16 protein-coding genes are annotated in these 20,413 nt (G+C 70.5%); 12 read left to right on the forward strand and 4 right to left on the reverse strand.

Annotated elements, in window-relative coordinates:
- From E3T24_RS00210 to E3T24_RS00245, 6 genes are all read left to right on the forward strand, one after another.
- A partial coding sequence (locus E3T24_RS00210; protein WP_277871420.1) for a 3-oxoacyl-[acyl-carrier-protein] synthase III C-terminal domain-containing protein occupies positions 1 to 377 on the forward strand: 377 nt, incomplete at its 5' end.
- A gap of 4 nt (positions 378 to 381) precedes the next feature.
- Positions 382 to 2,523 (forward strand): FAD-dependent monooxygenase, encoded by a 2,142-nt coding sequence (locus tag E3T24_RS18210; protein ID WP_198419662.1) that lies wholly within the window; start codon positions 382 to 384, stop codon positions 2,521 to 2,523.
- Positions 2,524 to 3,077: 554 nt separating this feature from the next.
- Entirely contained in the window at positions 3,078 to 3,902 is an 825-nt protein-coding gene (locus E3T24_RS00225) for an SDR family oxidoreductase (protein WP_134364863.1), read from the forward strand.
- A gap of 96 nt (positions 3,903 to 3,998) precedes the next feature.
- Positions 3,999 to 5,855 (forward strand): methyltransferase, encoded by a 1,857-nt coding sequence (locus tag E3T24_RS17760; protein ID WP_241978574.1) that lies wholly within the window; start codon positions 3,999 to 4,001, stop codon positions 5,853 to 5,855.
- Positions 5,856 to 6,142: 287 nt separating this feature from the next.
- Positions 6,143 to 7,582, forward strand: a complete 1,440-nt coding sequence (locus tag E3T24_RS00240) for an NAD(P)/FAD-dependent oxidoreductase (RefSeq protein WP_134365380.1) — start codon at positions 6,143 to 6,145, stop codon at positions 7,580 to 7,582.
- A 394-nt stretch (positions 7,583 to 7,976) separates the two neighbouring features.
- Positions 7,977 to 8,240, forward strand: coding sequence for a hypothetical protein (locus tag E3T24_RS00245; RefSeq protein WP_134365381.1), 264 nt, complete (start codon positions 7,977 to 7,979; stop codon positions 8,238 to 8,240).
- 18 nt (positions 8,241 to 8,258) lie between these two features.
- Here the strand turns inward: E3T24_RS00245 and E3T24_RS00250 are convergent, their stop codons facing one another.
- The 3 genes from E3T24_RS00250 to E3T24_RS00260 all read right to left on the reverse strand — a co-directional run bounded on the left by E3T24_RS00250 (position 8,259) and on the right by E3T24_RS00260 (position 10,460).
- Positions 8,259 to 8,990, reverse strand: coding sequence for a Pr6Pr family membrane protein (locus E3T24_RS00250; RefSeq protein WP_134434139.1), 732 nt, complete (start codon positions 8,988 to 8,990; stop codon positions 8,259 to 8,261).
- 151 nt (positions 8,991 to 9,141) lie between these two features.
- Positions 9,142 to 9,411: an acylphosphatase gene (locus tag E3T24_RS00255; RefSeq protein ID WP_134365383.1), complete on the reverse strand. Its 270-nt coding sequence runs from the start codon at positions 9,409 to 9,411 to the stop codon at positions 9,142 to 9,144.
- Positions 9,412 to 9,437: 26 nt separating this feature from the next.
- Positions 9,438 to 10,460 (reverse strand): LacI family DNA-binding transcriptional regulator, encoded by a 1,023-nt coding sequence (locus E3T24_RS00260; RefSeq protein ID WP_134402351.1) that lies wholly within the window; start codon positions 10,458 to 10,460, stop codon positions 9,438 to 9,440.
- Positions 10,461 to 10,652: 192 nt separating this feature from the next.
- On the opposite strand from E3T24_RS00260, the gene E3T24_RS00265 reads away from it, so the two are divergent.
- From E3T24_RS00265 to E3T24_RS00290, 6 genes are all read left to right on the forward strand, one after another.
- A complete protein-coding gene (locus tag E3T24_RS00265; RefSeq protein WP_134434140.1) occupies positions 10,653 to 12,689 on the forward strand; it encodes a beta-galactosidase in 2,037 nt (678 codons plus the stop codon).
- The gene (locus tag E3T24_RS00270) at positions 12,686 to 13,651 is read left to right on the forward strand and encodes a sugar ABC transporter permease (protein ID WP_134434141.1); all 966 of its coding nucleotides are present in this window, start codon (positions 12,686 to 12,688) and stop codon (positions 13,649 to 13,651) included. The genes E3T24_RS00265 and E3T24_RS00270 overlap by 4 nt, the downstream gene beginning before the upstream one ends.
- Before the next feature lie 113 nt (positions 13,652 to 13,764).
- Positions 13,765 to 14,571: a carbohydrate ABC transporter permease gene (locus E3T24_RS00275; protein WP_134365389.1), complete on the forward strand. Its 807-nt coding sequence runs from the start codon at positions 13,765 to 13,767 to the stop codon at positions 14,569 to 14,571.
- A gap of 54 nt (positions 14,572 to 14,625) precedes the next feature.
- Positions 14,626 to 15,948 (forward strand): extracellular solute-binding protein, encoded by a 1,323-nt coding sequence (locus tag E3T24_RS00280; protein ID WP_134365387.1) that lies wholly within the window; start codon positions 14,626 to 14,628, stop codon positions 15,946 to 15,948.
- 12 nt (positions 15,949 to 15,960) lie between these two features.
- On the forward strand, positions 15,961 to 18,282 hold the full coding sequence (locus E3T24_RS00285) for an alpha-galactosidase (protein WP_134410152.1): 2,322 nt from the start codon (positions 15,961 to 15,963) through the stop codon (positions 18,280 to 18,282).
- A 354-nt stretch (positions 18,283 to 18,636) separates the two neighbouring features.
- The gene (locus E3T24_RS00290; protein ID WP_241978575.1) at positions 18,637 to 19,839 is read left to right on the forward strand and encodes a CoA transferase; all 1,203 of its coding nucleotides are present in this window, start codon (positions 18,637 to 18,639) and stop codon (positions 19,837 to 19,839) included.
- A gap of 130 nt (positions 19,840 to 19,969) precedes the next feature.
- On the opposite strand, the gene E3T24_RS17610 is transcribed toward E3T24_RS00290, so the two are convergent.
- Positions 19,970 to 20,413, reverse strand: a 444-nt coding sequence (locus E3T24_RS17610; protein ID WP_198419663.1) for a helix-turn-helix domain-containing protein, incomplete at its 5' end; no start/stop codon positions are given.

The following is a 20,413-nucleotide window of genomic DNA, read 5'->3' on the forward strand; positions in this document are numbered from 1 at the left end:
CGCCGGCGGTGCTCGCGCCGGCGGTGCTCGCGCCGGCGGTGGGCGGGGACGCCGCGGCCGGGTCGGTCGCGACTCTGGTGGCGCCGCCCGCGCTCGCCGACACCCCCGCCACGGCGATCGCGCACTGGGCGATCCACCCGGGCGGGCGCAGCATCCTGGACAAGACCGAGGCCAAGCTGGGCCTCAGCGAGGCGCAGCTCGTGCCCTCACGCGAGACCCTTCGCAACTACGGGAACATGAGCAGCGCCACCATCCTGTTCGTGCTCAAGGCGATCATGGATTCCCCGGACGCGACCGACGGAGAACGGGTCTGCGCCATGGCGTTCGGGCCAGGGCTGACGGTTGAATCCGGCTTGATGACCGTCACCGCCGGATAGCGGCGTGGGCATCCGTTCTCTGGGGCTGCGAACTCTGGGGCTGCGTGCGAGCGACGCCGTCGAGATCATGGACGACCCGGACTGCGACCCGGACCGGCTGACGAACACGTACGCGAACTTCAAGTACGTGAACGCGGTCGTGTCGGGCTGGCGCGGGATGTACCGGCGCGAGATCCGGCCGACCCTGTCTTCCACCCAGGAGCGCACGCTGCTCGACATCGGGTCGGGCGGCGGCGACATGGCGCGGGCGCTGGCGCGGTGGGCCGCGCGCGACGGCCTGCGCCTGCGGGTGACGGCGATCGATCCGGATGTCCGCGCGCACGCCTACGCGACCGGCCTGCCGCCGTTGCCGGGGCTCACGTTCCGGCGGGCGCTGAGCTCGGCGCTGGTCGCCGAGGGCCTGGTGTTCGACTTCGTGGTCTCCAACCACGTGCTGCACCACCTCACCGGGGAGCAGCTGGGCGGGCTGCTGGCCGATTCGAAGCGTCTGGTCGGCGGCGGCGGTGCTCGTGCTCGTGTCGGTGCTGGTGCCGGTGCCGGTGCTGGTGCTCGTGTCGGTGTTGGTGTCGGTGCCGGTGCTGGTGTCGGGCGGGTGTTGCACGCCGACATCGAGCGCAGCCGGTTCGCGTACCTCGGATTCGGTCTGGGCACCTGGCCGTTGTTCCGCCGGTCGTTCATCCGCGACGACGGGCTCACGTCGATTCGGCGCAGTTTCACGGCGGCCGAGTTGCGCGCGGTGGTTCCGCCGGGCTGGCGGGTGACGCGGGAGCATCCGTCGCGCCTCGTGCTGCGGTGGCCGGCTCCGGCCGCGACAGTGCCCGTTCCGGTCGAGAGTGACCGGCGCGACGGGCACTCTCGACCGGAACGGGCACTGTCGGAAGAGGGCGGGCCGGGGAGCGGGCGACCGGTGCGGGACGTGATCGTGGTCGGCGGCGGCCCGGTGGGGATCCTGCTCGCCGGGCTGCTGGCCGTGCGGGGCCTCGACGTGGAGGTGTTGGAGAAGCGGGCGGAGCCGTCGCTGCGGTCGCGGGCCATCGGCATCCACCCGCCGTCGCTGCGTGCCCTGCAACAACTGGGGGTGGCGGACGCGGTGATCGACCGGGCGGTGCGGATCCGCGGCGGCCTCGTGCGTTCGGGCGGGCGCACCCTCGGACGCCTCGTCTTCGCCGATACGGCCGACCGGCACGACCGCGTGATCTCGCTGCCGCAGTACGAGACCGAGGCGGTGCTGCGCGCCCGCTTCGAGGAGCTGGCGCCCGGCCGGTTCCGCGGCGGCGTGACCGTGGCCGGGGTGCGCGACCGCGGCGACCGCGTCGAGGTTTACACGGATGCCCCGGCCGCGCCCGGTGGGTCCGGCGAGACTGCGGGGGCCGGGTCGGGGTCCGGTGCCGGTGGCGCCGGCGAGCCCACTGAGGCAGCTGGAGCAGGTGGGCCTCGTGAACCCGGCGAAACGCTCGAGGCCCGGTATGTGGTGGCGGCCGACGGCGCCCGCAGTCTGCTGCGCGACCTGGTCGGCATCCGCTGCACGGCTCGCACCGGAGGCGAGACCTACCTGATGAGCGATTTCCCCGATGCCGGCGAGCACCCGGGTGAGGCCATCCTGTTCTTTGAGCAGGGCGGCGTGGTCGAGTCCTTCCCGCTTCCGGGCGGCCGGCGCCGCTGGGTGGCCATGACTCCCACCCTGCTCACGGATGCGACGAGCGCGGACCTGGCCGCGATGGTCGCATCCCGCACCCGTGTGCACCTGCCCGCAACCTCGGCCGCGGCCAGCTCCTTCTCGGTGCAGCAGCGACTGGCCCGACGGATGGTGGCCGGCCGGGTCGTGCTCGTGGGCGACGCGGCCCACCAGATCAGTCCGATCGGAGGCCAGGGCATGAACCTCGGCTGGCTGGACGCGCTGCAGCTGGCCCCGGCGTTGGAACGTGCGCTTCGGGACCCGGTGTCCGGTCCGGGCGTGCTCGCCGACTACGACCGCCGGCGCCGGCGCAGCGCCCGGATGGCCGCGCGCCAGGCCGGCTTCAATATGGCGATGGGAAGCCCAGCGCAGGGGCTGCGCCTCCGCGCGCGGAACGGCTTCGTGCGCGCGCTGGCCGTCCCGCCGGCGAGCGCCGTCCTCGCCCGCGCCTTCACCATGCGCTGGCTGTAGCCCGCTGGCTGTAGCCCGCCGGCTCGTTCGCCTGATCGGTTCGGTGCCGTGGGGCCAACTCAGGAGAAACCAGCGGCTGGCGCGGTCGGCACCCGGAAATCCGCGGGGGACGCGGCCGCGATGCCCCTCTTCTCCTGAGTTGGCCACGGCGCACGAGCGGCTTCCGGTGCCCGGCCCCGGAAGCCCAGTCCCATGCGTGCATAACTCCTGCAGTTTGGCCACGTGGAGACCAGATCTCCCGGGAATCCGCGGGCGGCCCCCCGACTCGGATCCCAATCTGCAGGAGTTATGCACCGAGGCGACGGATGATCCCCGCCGGCGAGGTCGCGCCGGTCGCGTGGCGAGCCGGGGGTCAACTCAGGAAAAACCTGCGCATGAGGCTGCCCGCCCCCGGAAACACGGGGGTCCGCAGCCGCCGCAGCCCGAATCTCCTGAGTTAGCCACACCGCATCGGCGCGCCCGGACCGTCGAACCGCTGGGCGGCCCGACCCACGCACTCCCGGAGAATTCGCCGCCATCCCGATGGCTGGACCGGCAACGGCTAGCATGACGCCATGACTCTCCCCGAAGTTGTCGGTCTGCCCGCTGTCTTCGCCCTTCCCGGCGCCTGGGATCTCACCGGCCGCACGGCCCTGGTCACCGGGGCCGGCAGCGCCTCGGGCATCGGCTTCGCCGCCGCACGGATGCTCGGCGAGTTGGGCGCACAGGTCGTGCTCACCGCCACGACCGAACGGGTGCACGAGCGCGTGGCCGAGCTGTCCGCAATGGGTGTGCCGGCATCCGGCGTCGTCTGCACCCTCGACACCGAGGCCGGCGCGCTCGTGCTCGTCGACGCGCTCGCCACCGCGGGGCTGGCTCCCACGGTCCTGGTCAACAATGCGGGCATGGTCGCGGTCGGGGACGCCGAGATGCTGCACGGCGACATCAGCACGACCGAGGCGGGGGAGTGGGACCACGGCCTCGCGATCAACCTGTCGACCGCCTTCCACGCGACACGCACGGTGATCGGCTTCATGCACGCGGCCGCCTGGGGGCGCATCGTCACGGTGTCCAGTGTGAGCGGGCCGGTGATGGCGTCACGCGGAGACCTCACCTATGCCGCGGCGAAGGCCGGACTCGCCGGGCTCACCCGGGCGCTCGCCGTGGACGAAGCCTTGCTCGGCATCACCGCGAACGCGGTCGCGCCGGGCTGGATCCAGACCGGGTCACAGCTGGACAGCGAGGCGATCGAGGGGGCGCTTGTGCCGGTCGGGCGCAGCGGCACAGCGGCGGAGGTCGCATCCGTCATCGCCTGGCTGGCCTCGCCGGGCGCGTCGTACGTGACCGGGCAGACGATCGTGGTCGACGGCGGCAACAGCGTGGCCGAGGAACGCCGGTAGGGAAGCCGGTTCGGCGACCGACTGGCAGGCGAGTGGGCGGCCATGGGGCGGCGAGCGAGCGGCTCGGGTGCGGTCCGGGTGCAGTTGAATGGACTGGTGACTTCCGCACTGATCGACCGCCTCCGCTCCGACCTCGCCACCGCCAACTACTCGGTCTCGGCCCTGACCGGACTGTGGGGCATCGAAGCGGATGCCGCGCTGCGCCGCAATCAGCGGGTTCCGGCGCTGCGGGCGCTCGCCGGCCTCCGGGAGAAGCTCGGGCACACCGAACCCTGCGCCACGCTGGCCCGGCTGTTCGTGCTCGGCCTGCCCGTCGACCGTGCGGACCTCGACGCCGCCCTCCCTGCGCTGGGCGCCGCCGGGGCGGAGGAGCTCGGCCTCGCGGCATCCGTCACGGTCGGCGACGCCGGTACCGGCGGATCCGGCGATGCCGGCGATGCCGGTGACACCGGTGACACCGCTGACACCGGTGACACCGGCTACGAGTCCCACGCCGCTCTCCGCCCCCTGCTCGAACTGCGGCCGTACACCTTTGTGGACGCGCACGGCGCCGGAAGCTGGTGGATCGCGTCCGACCTGGGCGAGCTCGCACTCGGCCACGCGCTCGGCGAGAGCCATGTGCTCGGGGTGGGCGGGGCATCCCTCACCCTGAGCGGGCTGCTGATCCCCACCGAAGTGGTCAGCGCGCTCGACCTCGGGACCGGGTGCGGGATCCAGGCGATGCACGCGTCCCGGCACGCCGAACGGGTCGTCGCGACCGATATCTCCGCACGCGCACTCGAGCTCGCGGCCTTGAACGTGGAGCTCAACGGCATCGGCAACATAGAGTTCCGCCTGGGCAGTCTGTACGAACCGGTGGCGGGGGAACGGTTCGACCACATCATTTCCAACCCGCCGTTCGTGATCACCCCGCGGGTCGCGGGCGTGCCGAGCTACGAATATCGCGATGGCGGCATGGTCGGCGACGCCCTCGTCGAGGCGGTCGTGCGCGGCGCGGCCGACCACCTCACCCCGAACGGCGTGGCCCAGTTGCTCGGAAACTGGGAATACCACGCCCGCCAGGACGCCTTCGACCGCCTGGCGGGCTGGCTCGACGCCCCGGCGTCCTCGTCGCGCCGGTCGAACCCTGCGTCTTCGGCGATCACGGCGACCCCGGCGGTTTCGGCGCGCCCTGACGAATTCGACGGAGATTTTGCCCCAAACAGCTCGAATTCGCCACCTGCGACACCTCCGGGAGCAAAATCTCCGTCGAATTCGCACGAGGCCGTGCGGGCGACGGATGCCGCGGCCCTCGAGGCGTGGATCATCGAGCGGGAGGTGCAGCCGCCCACGCTCTACGCCGAGACCTGGATCCGCGACGGCGGCACCCGCGCCGACACCGCCGACTTCGACCGCCTCTACGGCGCCTGGCTGGACGATTTCGAGGCCCGCGGCGTGACACAGGTCGGCTTCGGCTACCTTCTGCTTCGGCGGCCGGCCGCCGCTCGGGTGCCCGGTGCGCCTGCCACGCCTGCCACGCCCGGGCCCGGCCTGCGCCGCCTCGAGCGCCTCCCCGGCGCCCTCGGCCACAACCCGGCCGGAATCGGCAGCTACCTCGCCGACTGCCTGGCCGCCCACGACTGGCAGGCGGCCACGGATGACGCCCACCTCGCCCGGGCCCGCCTCGTCGTCGCGCCCGACGTCACGGAAGAGCGGCACTACTGGCCCGGCCAGGAAGACCCGACCCTGATGACACTGCACCAGGGCAGCGGCTTCGGCCGGTCGATCCCGCTGGACACCGCACTCGCCGCGCTGGTCGGCGCCTGCGATGGCGACCTCGACGTCGGCTCCATCGTCGCGGCGCTCGCCCAGCTGCTCGAGGTCGACCAGCGCGAGCTCAGCGCGGACCTCCTGCCGAGGGTGCGTGAGCTGCTGACGGACGGTTTCCTGCAACTGCCGGTGCCGCCCGGGTAGCGCGAGCGGGCCGCCGGGATCCGGGCTGGCCGGCCCCCGAACCGCACCCACCCGCCGCCCGCCACCCGACCCCGCCCGCCATCCGCCCGCCATCCGCACCCATCCGCATCCGCCCGCCATCCGCCCGCCATCCGCACCCATCCGACCCCGCCCGCCGCCCGCCCACCTCCGCGCCCTACCGCCCCGGCCCCCGCGCCTGAGGTAGTTTGGACGTACTGCCCGACCAGCTCGGAAAGGAGAGCGTCAGCGCCGACAGCGGCGTGCCATTCCCCTGACGCGGACACGCCATGAAACGTCGTACCTTTCTGATCGGCTCGGTCTCGGGACTGAGCCTGGTCGCCCTCACCGCGTGCGTTCCGCCGAGCCCCCGGCCCACGGCATCCGTGAGCCCGTCGCCCACGCCGACCCCCTCGCTGGTGCCTAAACCGGAGAACGTGCGCCGCACCTCCTGGTCGGCCGACCCGTTCGCGCGCGGCTCCTTCAGCTTTCCCGCCGTCGGCGCCACCCCCGAGCAGCGTGAGGCGCTCGCGACCCCGGTCGACGGCCGCCTGTTCCTCGCCGGCGAGGCCACCTCGATCGACGCGCCCGGCACCGTGCAGGGCGCCCGGGCCTCTGGCATGCGGGCCGCCCGAGACGTGCAGGCAGTCGCCACGGCCGGGGAGCGGATCGCCGTGATCGGCGCCGGAATCGCCGGGCTGACCGCGGCGCGAGCACTCAAGGACGCCGGCTTCGACGTCGTCGTGGTCGAAGCGCGCGACCGGATCGGCGGCCGCATCGACACCGTCACCGACAAGAAGTGGCCGTTCCCGATCGAACTCGGCGCATCCGTCGTGCGCGCCAGCGGCACCACCACCCTCGACGAAGAACTCATCGGCCTCGGCGTCATCACGGCCCCCTTCTCCCGCACCTCCGAGACGCGCACCTCCGACGGCCTCGTCGTGCCCGTGCCCGACACCGGCGCCCAAGCCGTGAACGCGGCCCTCGCCTGGGCCGCCGACCAGCCCGCAGACGTGTCCGTGGCCCGGGCCCTCGCCGATTCGGGCGCGTCCAAGCTGTCGACGACGGATGCCGACACCGGCGTTTCCGACGCCGACTGGCTGGACTACGAGATCACCACCGTGCTCGCCCTGAACTCCGGGGCCGCCGTCGACGACCAGTCCGGCTGGTACACCCCGGCAGCGCCCGGCCTCGACGAGGACCGCCTCGTTCTCGGCGGCTTCAACGGTCTCTTCGACGCTCTCCTGGAGGGTATCGACCTGCTCGGCTCGAGCGTGGTCACCAGGATCGCCTACGGCGAGAGCGGCGCCAGTCTGCGCCTCGGCAACGGCGAATCGCTGGGCGCCGACCGCGTCATCGTCACGGTGCCGCTGGGCGTGCTGAAGACCAAGGTGATGGAGTTCGACCCGCCGCTGCCGTTCGCGCACCGCGGCGCCATCGCCGCGCTCGGCATGGGCACCCTCGACAAGATCTGGCTGCAGTTCGCCGAGCCGTTCTGGGACACGGACGCCCCGCTCTGGACCACGGTCGGCGGCGACGATGACTTCCGGGTCTGGATCAACATGGTGCCCTTCACCGGCGAACCGGTCCTGGTCGGGCTGGTCGCCGCGGAAACCGCGTTGCGCCTGGCGGAGGTCGGAGACGACGAATTCCTGGCCGCGGCGCTGGCCAGCCTGGTGCCCTTCGTCTCCCCGATGGACACCGCGACACCCACCCCAGCGCCGAAATAAAACAGTCGGATTCGCCGGACGCGAAACCCCGGGCCGCACCGTGAAACCGCGAAACGCGTGTCAAAAAAACTTTAGAATCGCCGCGGTCAACCCCGCGCGATTCCGGGTTTCGTGGTGTACACTCCTGCCAACGTCCAGTCGGTGAAGAATGGCCCTTTCGAGGGCCGGTTTCATGCAGGTACGGTCCGTGGTGGTGACCTCCGCCCCGGTGCCGGCTCAGAGGTCCAGTCGTTACCCCGACTGGCGTTGCCGACGGATTCCGTTCGGGGGAGTAACACCGGTTCGTCAACCGGCCCGTTTCGTACCGTCGACCATCCAGTGCGGTCGCCACTGAGATGCCCCGCTCGCCCGCGACTGCACCACATCTGTTCTACCGCATGATTGCTGTGTTCCCATGGATACCCTGCTGGATCTCGAATCCGTCATTCTTCTCGACTTTGACTCCGACCTGCCTTGCGAAGGCACCCACCACATCCGAGGCCTGAGCGGCCATTCGCCCACCGCTCCCGGCGCGTACATGGTGATTTCGCCCTGCTGCGGGCCCAAGGTGGTGCAGTGCTCGCCCCGGGTACTCGCCATGCAGGCATCCGGAGTGCTCTACTGTGGCGCATGCCGCATCGAGCATATGACCAGCGAATACACCTTCATCCCGCTGTAACCGCTCGCCGCTCGCATCTCAGCGCTGCTGTGACCCCGACTCCGGCCGGGGGCGGTGCCAGGGCTGGGAGGGCAGCCGGGAGGTGGCGATCAGGATCGCCGCGATCCCGGTGAACAGCAGCACGGCGATCAGGCAGTAGACCACGGTTTCCAACGGACCACTGACCTGCACCGGGTCGAGGAAAAAGTAGGGGTACCAGCCCACCATCGACCCGCGCACGAGGGTGAACACGCCCCAGATGCTGGGCAGAACGAGCACCCAGGCCAGGAGTTTCCACGGCAGGCGGGCCTTGCCGGCATCCGTCAACCAGTCGACGAGGGCGATCGTCGGAATCCAGAAGTGCAGCAGCTGGCTCGACCAGGGCACCTCGATTGTGTAGTCGCGCGAGGATGACTGGATGACGATGGTCAGGAATACGATGCCGGACACCATGATGTAGGTGGTCACCAGCAGCCGGAACCAGTCGAGCCAGGCCGGGTCGGTCGCATGGCGGAATGCGACCAGGGCTCCGGCCACGAACGCGACGACCGCGGCCATGGCGCTCTGCACGGTGAAGTAGCTGAAATAGTTGTACACCGCGAAGGTCGCGAAGCCGAGCACGTAATCGAAATACCCCAGCAGCGCGACGACGCCGGTCGCCGCGAGCAGCAGGCGGCCGATGCCGAACGCCCGGCGCAACGGCAGCAGGGCGACCGTGCGAGGCAGCGCGGCACGGCTGGGGGCCGCCGGCAGGGCGCGTTGGGCCGACATTCTCGGCGCCGTGGGGGGTTGGCGCGCCGCCCGTTCCGTCCGAGCGGGGTCGGATGCTCGCGCGCACATGCTTCCACGCTACGCCAGCATCGGGAGCGGCCGCTGAATCCGCAGCGCGGGCCGGTCAGCGCGGCCGGTCAATAGGCGCCGGTCAATAGGCGATGTGGAATCCGTTCTCGCCGCGCGGCGCCAGGTCGGTCACCTGCATCGACTCGACCACCGCGGAGGGCGGCCCGTGCGCCAGCCAGGCGAGTAACTCCGAAACGGATGCCGCGTCGCCCTCCGCGTCGACCTCCACCGAGCCGTCCATCCGGTTGCGCACGAACCCGGACAGGCCCAGCCGGCGCGCCTCCGACTGGGTGTAATACCGGAATCCGACGGCCTGCACCATCCCGCGCACGAGAGCCTGTTTGCGAACCATGCTTCCAGTGTGCCCCCGACCGGCGATCAGGCCGAGTTGCGCCAGACGATGGGGGTATCCAGCAGGATGCCGCCGACCGGCTGGGCCTCGCCCCGCAGCTGGCCGAGCACGCACTCGGCCGCCGCCGCGCCGAGGCCGAAGGCCGGCTGGTGCACGGTGGATAAGTGCGGTTGGGTGCGGAGCGCCCAGGAGCTGTCGTCGAAGCCGACGATGCCGACGTCGCCGGGCACGCTGCGCCCCGCGTCGCGGAGCGCCTCGAGCGCCCCGGCCGCGACGGCGTCGGAGGCCGCAAAAACGCCGTCGATGCCGGGGTCGCGCTCCAGCAGCGCGCGCATGCCGTCGGCTCCGTCGGAGTAGGTGTAGAGCGGAACCCGCGCGACGAGCGCCGGGTCGAAGCGCGGGCCCAGGGCATCCGTGAAGCCCGCCAGCCGGTCGGCTCCCGAGTCTCGATCGAGGGCCGCCGCGATCATGCCGATGCGTTTGCGGCCGGTGGCCATCAGCCGCTCGGTGATGGCGCGCGCCGAAGCGCGGTTGTCGATACCCACGAAGGGGAGCTGGCGGAGGTCCGGCGGATGCCCGACGAACGCGGCCGGCAGCGCGAGGCGTTGCACCACCCGGATCATCGGGTCTTCGTGGCGGGCGGAGACGATGATCACGCCGTCGACGAATCCGCCGCTCAGGTAGCGGGCGACGCGGTCGGTGTCGCGCTGGGAATCGATCACGAGGCTGACCATCTGATAGTCGGCGCGGGAGAGCACGGTATTGGCGCCGAGCAGGATGCCGCCGATGTTGGGGTCGTCCAGGAAGAGCGAGTGCGGTTCGTGCACGATGAATCCCACGGCCTGGGAGCGCTGCATGACCAGGCTGCGGGCGGCGTTGTTCGGCACATAGCCGACCTTCTCGATCGCCGCCTCGATCGCGGTGCGGGCCTCGGCCGAGACGTACGGCTCGTCGTTGATCACCCGGCTCACCGTGCCGCGGGACACGCCGGCTTCCACGGCGACATCGTGGATTGTCGCGCGTCGGCGCCGAGACGGAATTGTCACCATTCGATAACTGTAACGCGCGCCGAGGAACCCGACGCTTGACACGGCGGCCAGGGAGTTCGTACTCTGTGTACGTTCACAGAAAACCCAACGGCGCGTTTTTGCCCCCGACTCTGTGCACGTTCACAGAGTCAATCAACACAGCCAGTCAATCAACACAGCCAGCAGAGCTGGCACAGCACAGCAGGGAGCACCATGAACTCGCGAGCAGCCACGTCGACCGGATCGGCCTCGGCCACCCCGTTCGTTCACGAGGGCGTCGCCTACGGCTGCGACTACAACCCGGAGCAGTGGGGGCCCGAGGTCTGGGCCGAAGACGTCGTGCTGATGCGCGAGGCCGGCGTCGACCTGGTCGCGATCAACATCTTCGGCTGGTCGCAGGTCGAGCCGCGGCCGGGGGAGTACGATTTCGACCGGATCGACACGATCATCGAACTGCTGCACGCCAACGGCATCCGGGTCAACCTCGGCACCGGCACCTCGTCGCCGCCGCCGTGGCTGAGCACCCTGCATCCCGAGATCCTCCCGGTCGTGGAGGACGGCACCACCCGCTACCCCGGCGGGCGCCAGGCCTGGTGCCCGAGCTCCCCGATCTTCCGCGAGCACGCGCTGGCACTGGTAGAGAAGGTCGCCGAGCGCTACGGCCGCCACCCGGCGGTCGCCCTCTGGCACGTGTCCAACGAGCTGGGCTGCCACAACGCGCTCTGCTACTGCGACGACACCGCCGCCGCGTTCCGGCTCTGGCTGCAGGCGCGCTACGGCACGATCGAGGCCTTGAACTCCGCCTGGGGCACCTCGTTCTGGAGCCAGCGCTACGGCCGGTGGGCCGAGATCCTCACCCCGCGGCTCACCCTCTCCAGCCGCAACCCCGGCCAGGTGCTGGATTTCCACCGGTTCAGTTCCGCCGAACTGCTCGACTACTACCGCCGCGAGACCGCCGTGCTGCGCCGCCACTCCGACGTCGCCGTGACCACCAACTTCATGGTCACCTCCCACATCCGCAACCTCGATTACTGGACCTGGGCCCCCGAGGTCGACATCGTCGCCAACGACCACTACCTCGACCACCGCCTCGCCGACCCGGCCACAGAGCTGGCGTTCGCCGCCGACCTCACCCGCGGACTCGCCGGCGGGCAGCCGTGGCTCCTGATGGAGCAGGCGGCCGGCGCCGTCAACTGGCAGCCGCACAACCTGGCCAAGGCCCCCGGCGAGATGACCCGCAACTCCCTGGCCCACGTCGCCCGCGGGGCCGACGGCATCTGCTTCTTCCAATGGCGGGCCTCGCTGCAGGGTTCGGAGAAATTCCACTCCGCGCTGGTGCCCCACGCGGGCACCGATACCGCGCTCTGGCGCGAGGTCGTCGCCCTGGGGGAAACCCTCGACCGGCTGGGCGAGATCACCGGGAGCACGGTCGTGGCGGATGCCGCACTCCTCTTCAGTTGGGAAGCCTGGTGGGCCGGCGACGGCGAATCCCGCCCGTCCCAGTCGGTGCGCTACCTCGAGCAGGTGCACGCCGCCTACGCCGCCCTGCACCGGCTCGGCGTCACGGTCGACATCGTGGCCCCCGGCACCGACCTCTCCGGGTACCGCCTCGTCGTCGCCCCGGCCCTGTACCTGGTCTCGGACGCCGAGACGGATAACCTCACCGCCTACGTCGCGGCCGGCGGCCACGCCCTGGTCACCTTCTTCAGCGGCATCGTCGACGAAGACGACCGGGTGCGCCCGGGCGGCTACCCCGGCGCCTTCCGCGGTCTGCTCGGCGTCACGGTCGAGGAATTCTCCCCGCTGCTGCCCGGCCACGTGGTCGGCCTCGACTCCGGCGCATCCGCGAGCCTCTGGACTGAGCGACTGCGCAGCACCGGCGCCGAGGTGATCGCCCGCTACCGGGGCGGGCCGCTTCCGGGCACCCCGGCCATCACCCGCAACCGGCACGGCGCCGGCGACGCCTGGTACGTCGCCACCGCGCTGGAGGCCGGCGCCCTGACCGACCTGCTGCGCACGATCTGCCAGCAGGCCCGCGTCACCGCGGTCGGCCCCGAAAGCCCCGGAACCATCGAGGTCGTGCGCCGCGCCGGCGCCGCCGCGACCTATCTTTTCATCATCAACCACGGCGAGGACGACATCGACCTGCCGGCCTCCGGCCGTGAACTCGTCACCGGCGAACCCGTCAACCGTATTGTTCGAGTTCCGGCCGGTGCCGTTCGCGTGATCAGAGAGGACCCCGCATCATGAGCGCACCCGTCGTTCCACTCACGGATGCCCCGGGCAGCGTCGCCCGCCAGAAGAGGTCACGGGCCGCCAAAGCCCCGGCCTCCAAACAACCCAGGCAGCCCGTGCCGCACCTCGGCGCGATTCTCGCCTTCGTGCTCCCGTTCGGCACCCTGTTCGCCCTGTTCTACCTGGTCCCGATCGGCTACGCGATCTACCAGTCGCTGCTCGTGATCGAGCGCGAGGGCACCTTCGGCAAGGCCACCGAGGTCTTCGGCGGGCTCACCCAGTACATCCTGGTGTTCCAGAACGGGCCGTTCTGGACATCCATCGGCCGGGTGCTCACCTTCGGCGTCGTGCAGGTGCCGATCATGCTGGGCCTTGCGCTGCTGTTCGCCCTGCTGCTGGACTCACCGCTCGTGCGCGGCAAGAAATTCTTCCGGCTGGCCTTCTTCGTGCCCTACGCGGTGCCGGGCGTCATCGCGGCGATCATGTGGGGCTACCTCTACTCGCCCAACCTGTCGCCGTTCAGCGCCGTCACCGAGAACATCAACTTCCTCTCGGCCGACCTCGTTCTCTGGGCCATCGCTAACGTCGTCACCTGGGTCTTCGTGGGTTACAACATGCTGATCATCTACTCGGCCCTGCTGGCGATCCCGACCGAGCTCTACGAGGCCGCCCGGCTCGACGGGGCCGGCCAGGTGCGCATCGCCTGGTCGGTGAAGATCCCGCTGATCATGCCGGCCATCATCCTGACCGCGATCTTCTCGATCATCGGCACCCTGCAGCTGCTCGCCGAACCGCAGGTCTTCCGCAGCTTCAGCTCCGCCGTGACCAGCACGTTCACCCCGAACCTCACGGTCTACTCCACCTCGTCGATCCCGAACTTCAACCTCGCCGCCGCCTTCTCTGTGGTGCTGGCCCTGGCCACGTTCATCCTCTCGTTCACGTTCCTGAAGTTCACGCAGCGGAAGGAAGTCCAGTGAGCACCTCGATCAGCACCGTCACCACCCCCGCGCGACGAAAACGCGGCAGCCGCACGCCCCAGGGCGTGGCCCCCAAAGCCCAGCGCGAGAGCCCGTTCGCCCGGGTCAGCGCCATGATCGTGATGGGCGTCTTCACGCTCTACTTCCTGGTGCCGATCTGGTGGCTGCTGGTGGCGGCCACCAAGGACCGGTCCCAGTTCAACACCACGAACCCGCTCTGGTTCGCCGACTTCTCCCTGTTCACGAACATCGGCAACCTGATCGCCTACCGCGACGGCGTCTACCTCAAATGGATGCTCAACAGCGCCCTGTACGCCGGCCTCGGCGCCGCCATCGGCACCATCATCGCCGGCATGTGCGGCTACGCCCTCGCCAAGTACAACTTCCCGGGTCGCGAACTCATTTTCAACGTCGTGCTCGGCGGGGTGCTGGTGCCCGCCACCGCGCTCGCGCTGCCCCTGTTCCTGATCTTCAGCCAGATCAGCCTCACCAACACGTTCTGGTCGGTGTTCCTGCCCAGCCTGGTCAGCCCGTTCGGGGTCTACCTGGCCCGCATCTACGCGTCGGCCAGCGTGCCGGACGAACTGATCGAGGCGGCGCGCCTCGACGGGGCCGGCGAGGTGCGCACCTTCTTCACCGTCTCGGTGCGCATGATGGTGCCCGCCCTGATCACCGTCTTCCTCTTCCAGTTCGTCGCCATCTGGAACAACTTCTTCCTGCCGCTGATCATGCTGCGCGACGAAACCCTGTTCTCGGTCACGCTCGGCCTCTACGCCTGGAACTCCCAGGTGAACCAGATTCCGGTGCTGCGCGACTACGTGCTGATCGGGGCCCTGCTCTCGATCATCCCGCTGATCATCATCTTCCTGCTGCTCCAGCGCTTCTGGCAGAACGGGCTCAGTGCCGGTTCGGTGAAGTAGCCGGTCCCTCTCTTTACCTCCCCTCCCCACCCCTCCCAAGAGAAAAGAAGAACAATGCGAATCAAGAAGAGAGCAGCCGCTGTCGCCTTGCTCACCGCCGCAACGGTCGCCCTGACCGGCTGCGCGGCGGGGTCCACGACCTCGGCCGGCGCCGACTGCGCCCCCGCCACGGGCAAGGTCGACCTCACCTTCACCACCTGGATCCCCGGCATGGAAGACGTGGCCAAGGTATGGAATGAAAAGAACCCCGACGTTCAGGTGAAAGTGCAGACCGGCCCGAACGGCAACGGCGGCACGTACCAGAACTTCTTCAACCAGCTCAAGGCCGGCAACGCGCCCGACCTCGGCCAGATCGAATACGACGCACTGCCGAACTTCCGCGTGCAGGACGGCCTGACCGACCTCGCCGCCTGCAAGGGTGTGCTCGAGGCGAAGAGCGACTTCGTCGACTGGACCTGGGGCCAGGTCAACTTCGGCGAGGACAAGTCCGTCTACGCGATCCCGCAGGACGCGGGCCCCATGGCCATGTTCTACCGCGCCGACCTGTTCGAGGCGAACAACATTGCGATCCCCACCACCTGGGACGAGTTCGCGGTCGCAGCCGAGAAGGTGCGCGCCACCGGCGGGTACATCACCAACTTCTCGCAGAGCGACATCAACCAGTTCGCCGGTTTCGTCTGGCAGGCCGGCGGAAGCTGGTTCAAGAACGACGGTGAGAACTGGACGGTCGACCTGACCAGCCCCGAATCCGTCAAGGTCGCCGCCTACTGGCAGGACCTGATCGACCGCGACCTCGTCTCCACCAACCCGCCGTGGACCGACGAGTGGAACAACGCCTACAACTCCGGTTCGGACTGGACCTGGAACTCCGCGGCCTGGGGTGCGAACTCCATCGCCAGCGGCGCTCCGGACACCGCCGGCAAGTGGTCCGTCGCCCTGTCCCCGCAGTGGGCTGCAGGTGACAAGGCCGCCGGCAACTGGGGTGGCTCGTCCACCGCGGTCTTCAAGGGCTCGAAGCACCCCTATGAGGCGGCCCAGTTCGCGCTGTGGCTGAACACCTCCGACGAGGCGCTCACGATGCTGAACAAGTCGGCCAACCTGTACCCGGCCGCCAAGTCCGGCCTCGAGCTGCCCGCCCTCAAGGCAGGCGTCGAGTTCTACGGCAACCAGCCCATCTACGACGTGTTCTCCGAGGCATCCGACCAGGTCTCACCCGACTTCATTTGGGGCCCGACCATGACGCAGGTCTATAACGACACCTCCGACGGTTTCAAGGGTGCCGTCACCGGCAGCGGGACTCTGACGGATGCTCTCACGAGCGCCCAGAAGAGCACGATCAGCGCCCTCGAAGCGCAGTCGATCCCGGTCAACAAGTAGCGTTAGGCCTCAGTGTCGTCGATTCCCTACCTCCGTGCCGCGGGCACCAGCCTTGTGCTGGACGCCCGCGGCACGGGTGTGCCCGTGATCGTGCACTGGGGCGCCGATCTGGGCGACCTCTCCGGTGAGATGCTCGCGGTGCTCGCCGACGCATCCGTTCCGGCGATTCCGCCGAGCTCGATCGACCTGCCCCTGCGGCTGACCCTGCTGCCGACCGTCTCGGACGGCTGGAGCGGGCGCCCCGGGATCAGCGGATTCCGGTTCAGCGAGGGTGGCGGGGGTGGCTTGCGCGGCGGGGGCGGCGCGGCCGCCGCTGACCTCGACCTGCGCCTGGCCGGCGTGGGGCCCGTTTCGGTGCGGTCGGGTGACGCCGTCTCGCCCGGCACCCAGGCGCTTGCGATCTCGCTGACGGATGCCGCGGCCGAGCTGGCCGTACGTACCGACCTCGAACTCTCGGTCGAGGGCGTGCTGCGACTGCGCCACACGCTCACCAACACGGCGGCCACCGCTCCGTTCGAACTGGGGTCCCTCGACGTCATCCTGCCCGTTCCGGGCCGGGCGAGGGAGATCCTCGATTTCACCGGGTTGTGGACGCACGAACGCCGGCCGCAGCGCGCCCTGCTCGGCCAGGGCGTCTGGAGCCGCGAGTCCCGGCACGGGCGGCCCGGCCACGACGACCCCTACCTGAGCGTGGCCGGCACCCCCGGGTTTGGCTTCCGCACCGGCGAGACGTGGGCCACCCACCTGGCTTGGAGCGGGGACAAACGCGTCTGGGCCGAGAACAGCCCGCTGGGTTACTCGGTGCTCGGCAGCGGCGAACTTCTCGCGCCCGGCGACGTGCGGGTCGCGCCCGGTGCGAGCCACACGACCCCGTGGACCGTGGCCGTGTACTCGGCGGCCGGACTCGACGGGCTGTCGGCTCGGCTGCATCCGTGGATCCGGTCCTGGTCGACCCTCTCCGGGGCCGCGTCCGGGCCGCGCCCGGTCGTGCTGAACACCTGGGAGGCCGTGTACTTCGACCATGACCTGCCCACCCTGACCCGGCTGGCTGACGCCGCGGCCGCGGTCGGCGTGGAACGGTTCGTGCTCGATGACGGCTGGTTCACCGGCCGCACCGACGACCGGCGTGCCCTCGGCGACTGGTTCGTCGACCCGGTCGCCTGGCCAGACGGGTTGCATCCGCTGGTCGATCACGTGCGTGCGGCCGGCATGGATTTCGGGCTGTGGATCGAACCCGAGATGATCAGCCTCGACTCCGACGTCGCCCGGGCGCACCCGGACTGGGTGCTCGGGCCGGCTGGGTCTCGGGGGTCGGCCGGGCCTCGGTCGTCGCTGCCGTCATCGGCGCTGACCTGGCGCTTCCAGCGGGTGCTCGACCTCAGCAACCCGGATGCCGCAGCCTGGGTATTCGACCGGCTCGCGGCCCTGCTCGCCGAGTACCCGATCGCATATCTGAAATGGGACCACAACCGCGACCTGCTGGCCGGGTCGGCGCACCGGCAGACCGCCGCGCTGTACCGGCTGCTGGACCGGGTGAGGGCGGCGCATCCGGGTGTCGAGATCGAGTCCTGCGCGTCGGGGGGAGCCCGCATCGACCTCGGTATCCTCGAGCGCGTGGACCGGGTCTGGACCAGCGACACCAACGACCCGTTGGAGCGGCAGCAGATCCAGCGCTACACGAGTGTGCTCGTGCCGCCCGAATACCTCGGCGGTCACCTGGGCGCCGCTACCGCGCACACCACCGGGCGCACCTCGGAGCTCAGCTTCCGACTGGCCACGGCGCTCTTCGGCAGCGCCGGCATCGAGTGGGACCTGACCCGCGCGATCGAGTCCGAGCGTGCGCAGATCGCCGACTGGATCACCCGGTACAAGCAACTCCGCGGGCTGCTGCACACCGGAACGATCGTGCGGGCCGACCCGAGCGACCCGGCCCTGGAGCTGCACGGGGTCGTCTCGCCCGACCGGGCTGCGGCCGTCTTTGCGTATGTGGCGCTGGCTGCCCCGCGCTCCGCCCTGCCCGAGCGGTTACGGTTTCCGGGACTCGCGCCCGAGCTCACCTACCGGGTCGAGCCGCTCACGATCGGTGCGCCCCCGCGCGTGATCCAGGATGCGCCGCCGGCCTGGCTGGCGGGTGGGGGCTCGTTCGGTGCCGCTGGTGCTGGTGCTGGTGCTGCCGCTGGTGCTGGTGCTGGTGCTGGTGCAGGTGCAGGTGCTGGTGGTGGTGGTGGTGGTGCTGTGACCCTGACCGGGGGAGTGCTGGCGCAGGTCGGGCTGCCCGCGCCGCTGCTCGCGCCCGAGCAGGCCGCGGTGTACACGGTGACCGCAGTCGAGTAGCCCCGCAGCTGAGAGGCGGCTCGGCCGCGGGCGGTCGCCGAGTTCGCCTGTTCCGGTCGAGTTCGCCACGCGTGCGGGACGATCTCGACCGGATGTGGCGATCGCGGCGCGAGCGGCGGGGTGGCGAGGGCCGCGGATGCGCGCGTCCCCGATGCCCGCGTCCCCGGAGCCTGCCGCGCGGCATCCGTGCACCGGATGTCCCCGCGACCGGGCATACCTATCTAAGCTGTGGATGATCCGTCCAATGAAACGGCTCTGACGCGCCACTAGATTCAGGGAAACCACCGGCACCGCGCCGCCCGAACAACCACCGGCACCAGAACCGGAACCACCCCGCAAGCGAACGGAGCATCCGTGCCCAGTCAGGTCGATGACAGCCAGCGTGCACTCTCGAGGCCGCTCGACGGGATCCTGGTCGCGGACTTCTCCCGGGTGCTGGCGGGTCCGCTCGCCACGGTGACGCTGGCCGACCTCGGTGCCCGGGTGATCAAGGTCGAGCGGCCCGGCAGGGGCGACGACACGCGCAGCTGGGGTCCGCCCTTCTCCGCGACGGGGGCCACCTACTTCGAGAGCGTCAACCGCAACAAGGAATCCCTCTGCCTCGACCTCACCGACGAGGCTGACCTCGCCGTCGCCCGGGCGCTCGCGCTGAAGGCCGACGTGCTGGTCGAGAACTTCAAGCCCGGGGGGATGGACCGACTCGGCCTCGGCTACGAGAGCCTCAAGGCGGAGAACCCCGGCCTCGTCTACGCCTCGATCACCGGGTTCGGCAGCGCCGGAGGGGCCGACCTGCTCGGCTACGACTTCATGGTGCAGGCTCTGGGCGGGCTGATGAGCGTCACCGGGGATGAGACTGGTCCGATGAAGGTGGGCGTCGCCCTCGTCGACGTGCTCACCGCGAAGGACACGACCATCGGCGTCCTCGCGGCCCTGAACGCCCGCGCGGCCTCCGGCCTGGGCGCGCGGCTGGAAGTGAATCTGCTGTCGAGCCTGCAAGGGGCGCTCGCGAATCAGGCGCAGGCGTACCTCGGCGCGGGGGTGGTGCCCGGCCGGATGGGCAACCGGCATCCGTCGATCGTGCCCTACCAGCTTCTCGCCTGCGCGGACGGGCCGCTGGCCGTGGCCTGCGGCAACGACGGCCAGTTCGCCAAGCTCGCCCGGGTGCTGGGCGACGAGGGGCTCGCCACCGACCCGCGATTCTCGACCAACTCGGCCCGCGTGCACAACCGCGAGGAACTCGTCCGCCTCCTCGAAGCGCGCCTCGCCGAGGCCCCGGCGCTGTCCTGGCAGGACCTGCTCACCGACGCCGGCGTACCGGCCGGGCAGGTGGCCACCATCGCCGAGGGCATCGAGCTCGCCGAGTCGCTGGGGCTGGAACCCACGATCGAGGTGCAGGATGCCTCCGGCGCCACCGTGGGCCGCCAGATCCGCCACCCCGTCAGCTGGACGCCCCCGCTGGCGCCGCGCACGAGCGCGCCGCCCGCCCTCGGCGAGCACAGCGACACGATCCGCGACTGGCTCACCGGCAGCAAGGGTTTCGCCGGCGCCCAGCGCTAGGCCGTCTCCACGATCCCCAGACCGCGTCCCAGCCACACCGGCCCCGAACGAATTCGACGGAGATTTTGCCCGCATCGGCCCCAAACACGACGAAACCCTGTTTTTACAGCAGCATCTCCGTCGAATTGGTTCACGACGGGGACGGGGACGGGGACGGGTGCGCGGTGACGCCCCGCATCGCCAGCCACAGGTTGGCCGCAACATCGGGATCGTCGAGGTCCTCGCCGATCAGGCGGGAGGCGATCTCGATCCGGTGCCGGAGCGAGTTGCGGTGCAGCTGCAGGTCCCGGGCTGTGGTCTCCCACTGGCCGCGGTGGCGCAGGTAACACCGCACGGTCTCCACGAGGTCCGCCCGGGCGTACCCCCGGAGCGCCTCGACCCAGGCCTCGGCCCGCGGATCGAGCACGTTCTGCACCGGCACCAGTTGCCCGGGCGAGGCCCGCCGGCACGCCCGGCCCACCTCCAGCACGCTGCCGGAGACCTGGCCCAGCAGCACCGGCCCGCTCACCGCGGCCGCGAACCGGCCGGCACCGGCGCCCGCCAGCGACCCCGGCCCCGGCCCCGGCCCCGCCAC

This window comes from Cryobacterium sp. TmT2-59 (assembly GCF_004403545.1).
In the GTDB taxonomy this organism is placed as follows: Bacteria; Actinomycetota; Actinomycetes; order Actinomycetales; family Microbacteriaceae; genus Cryobacterium; species Cryobacterium shii.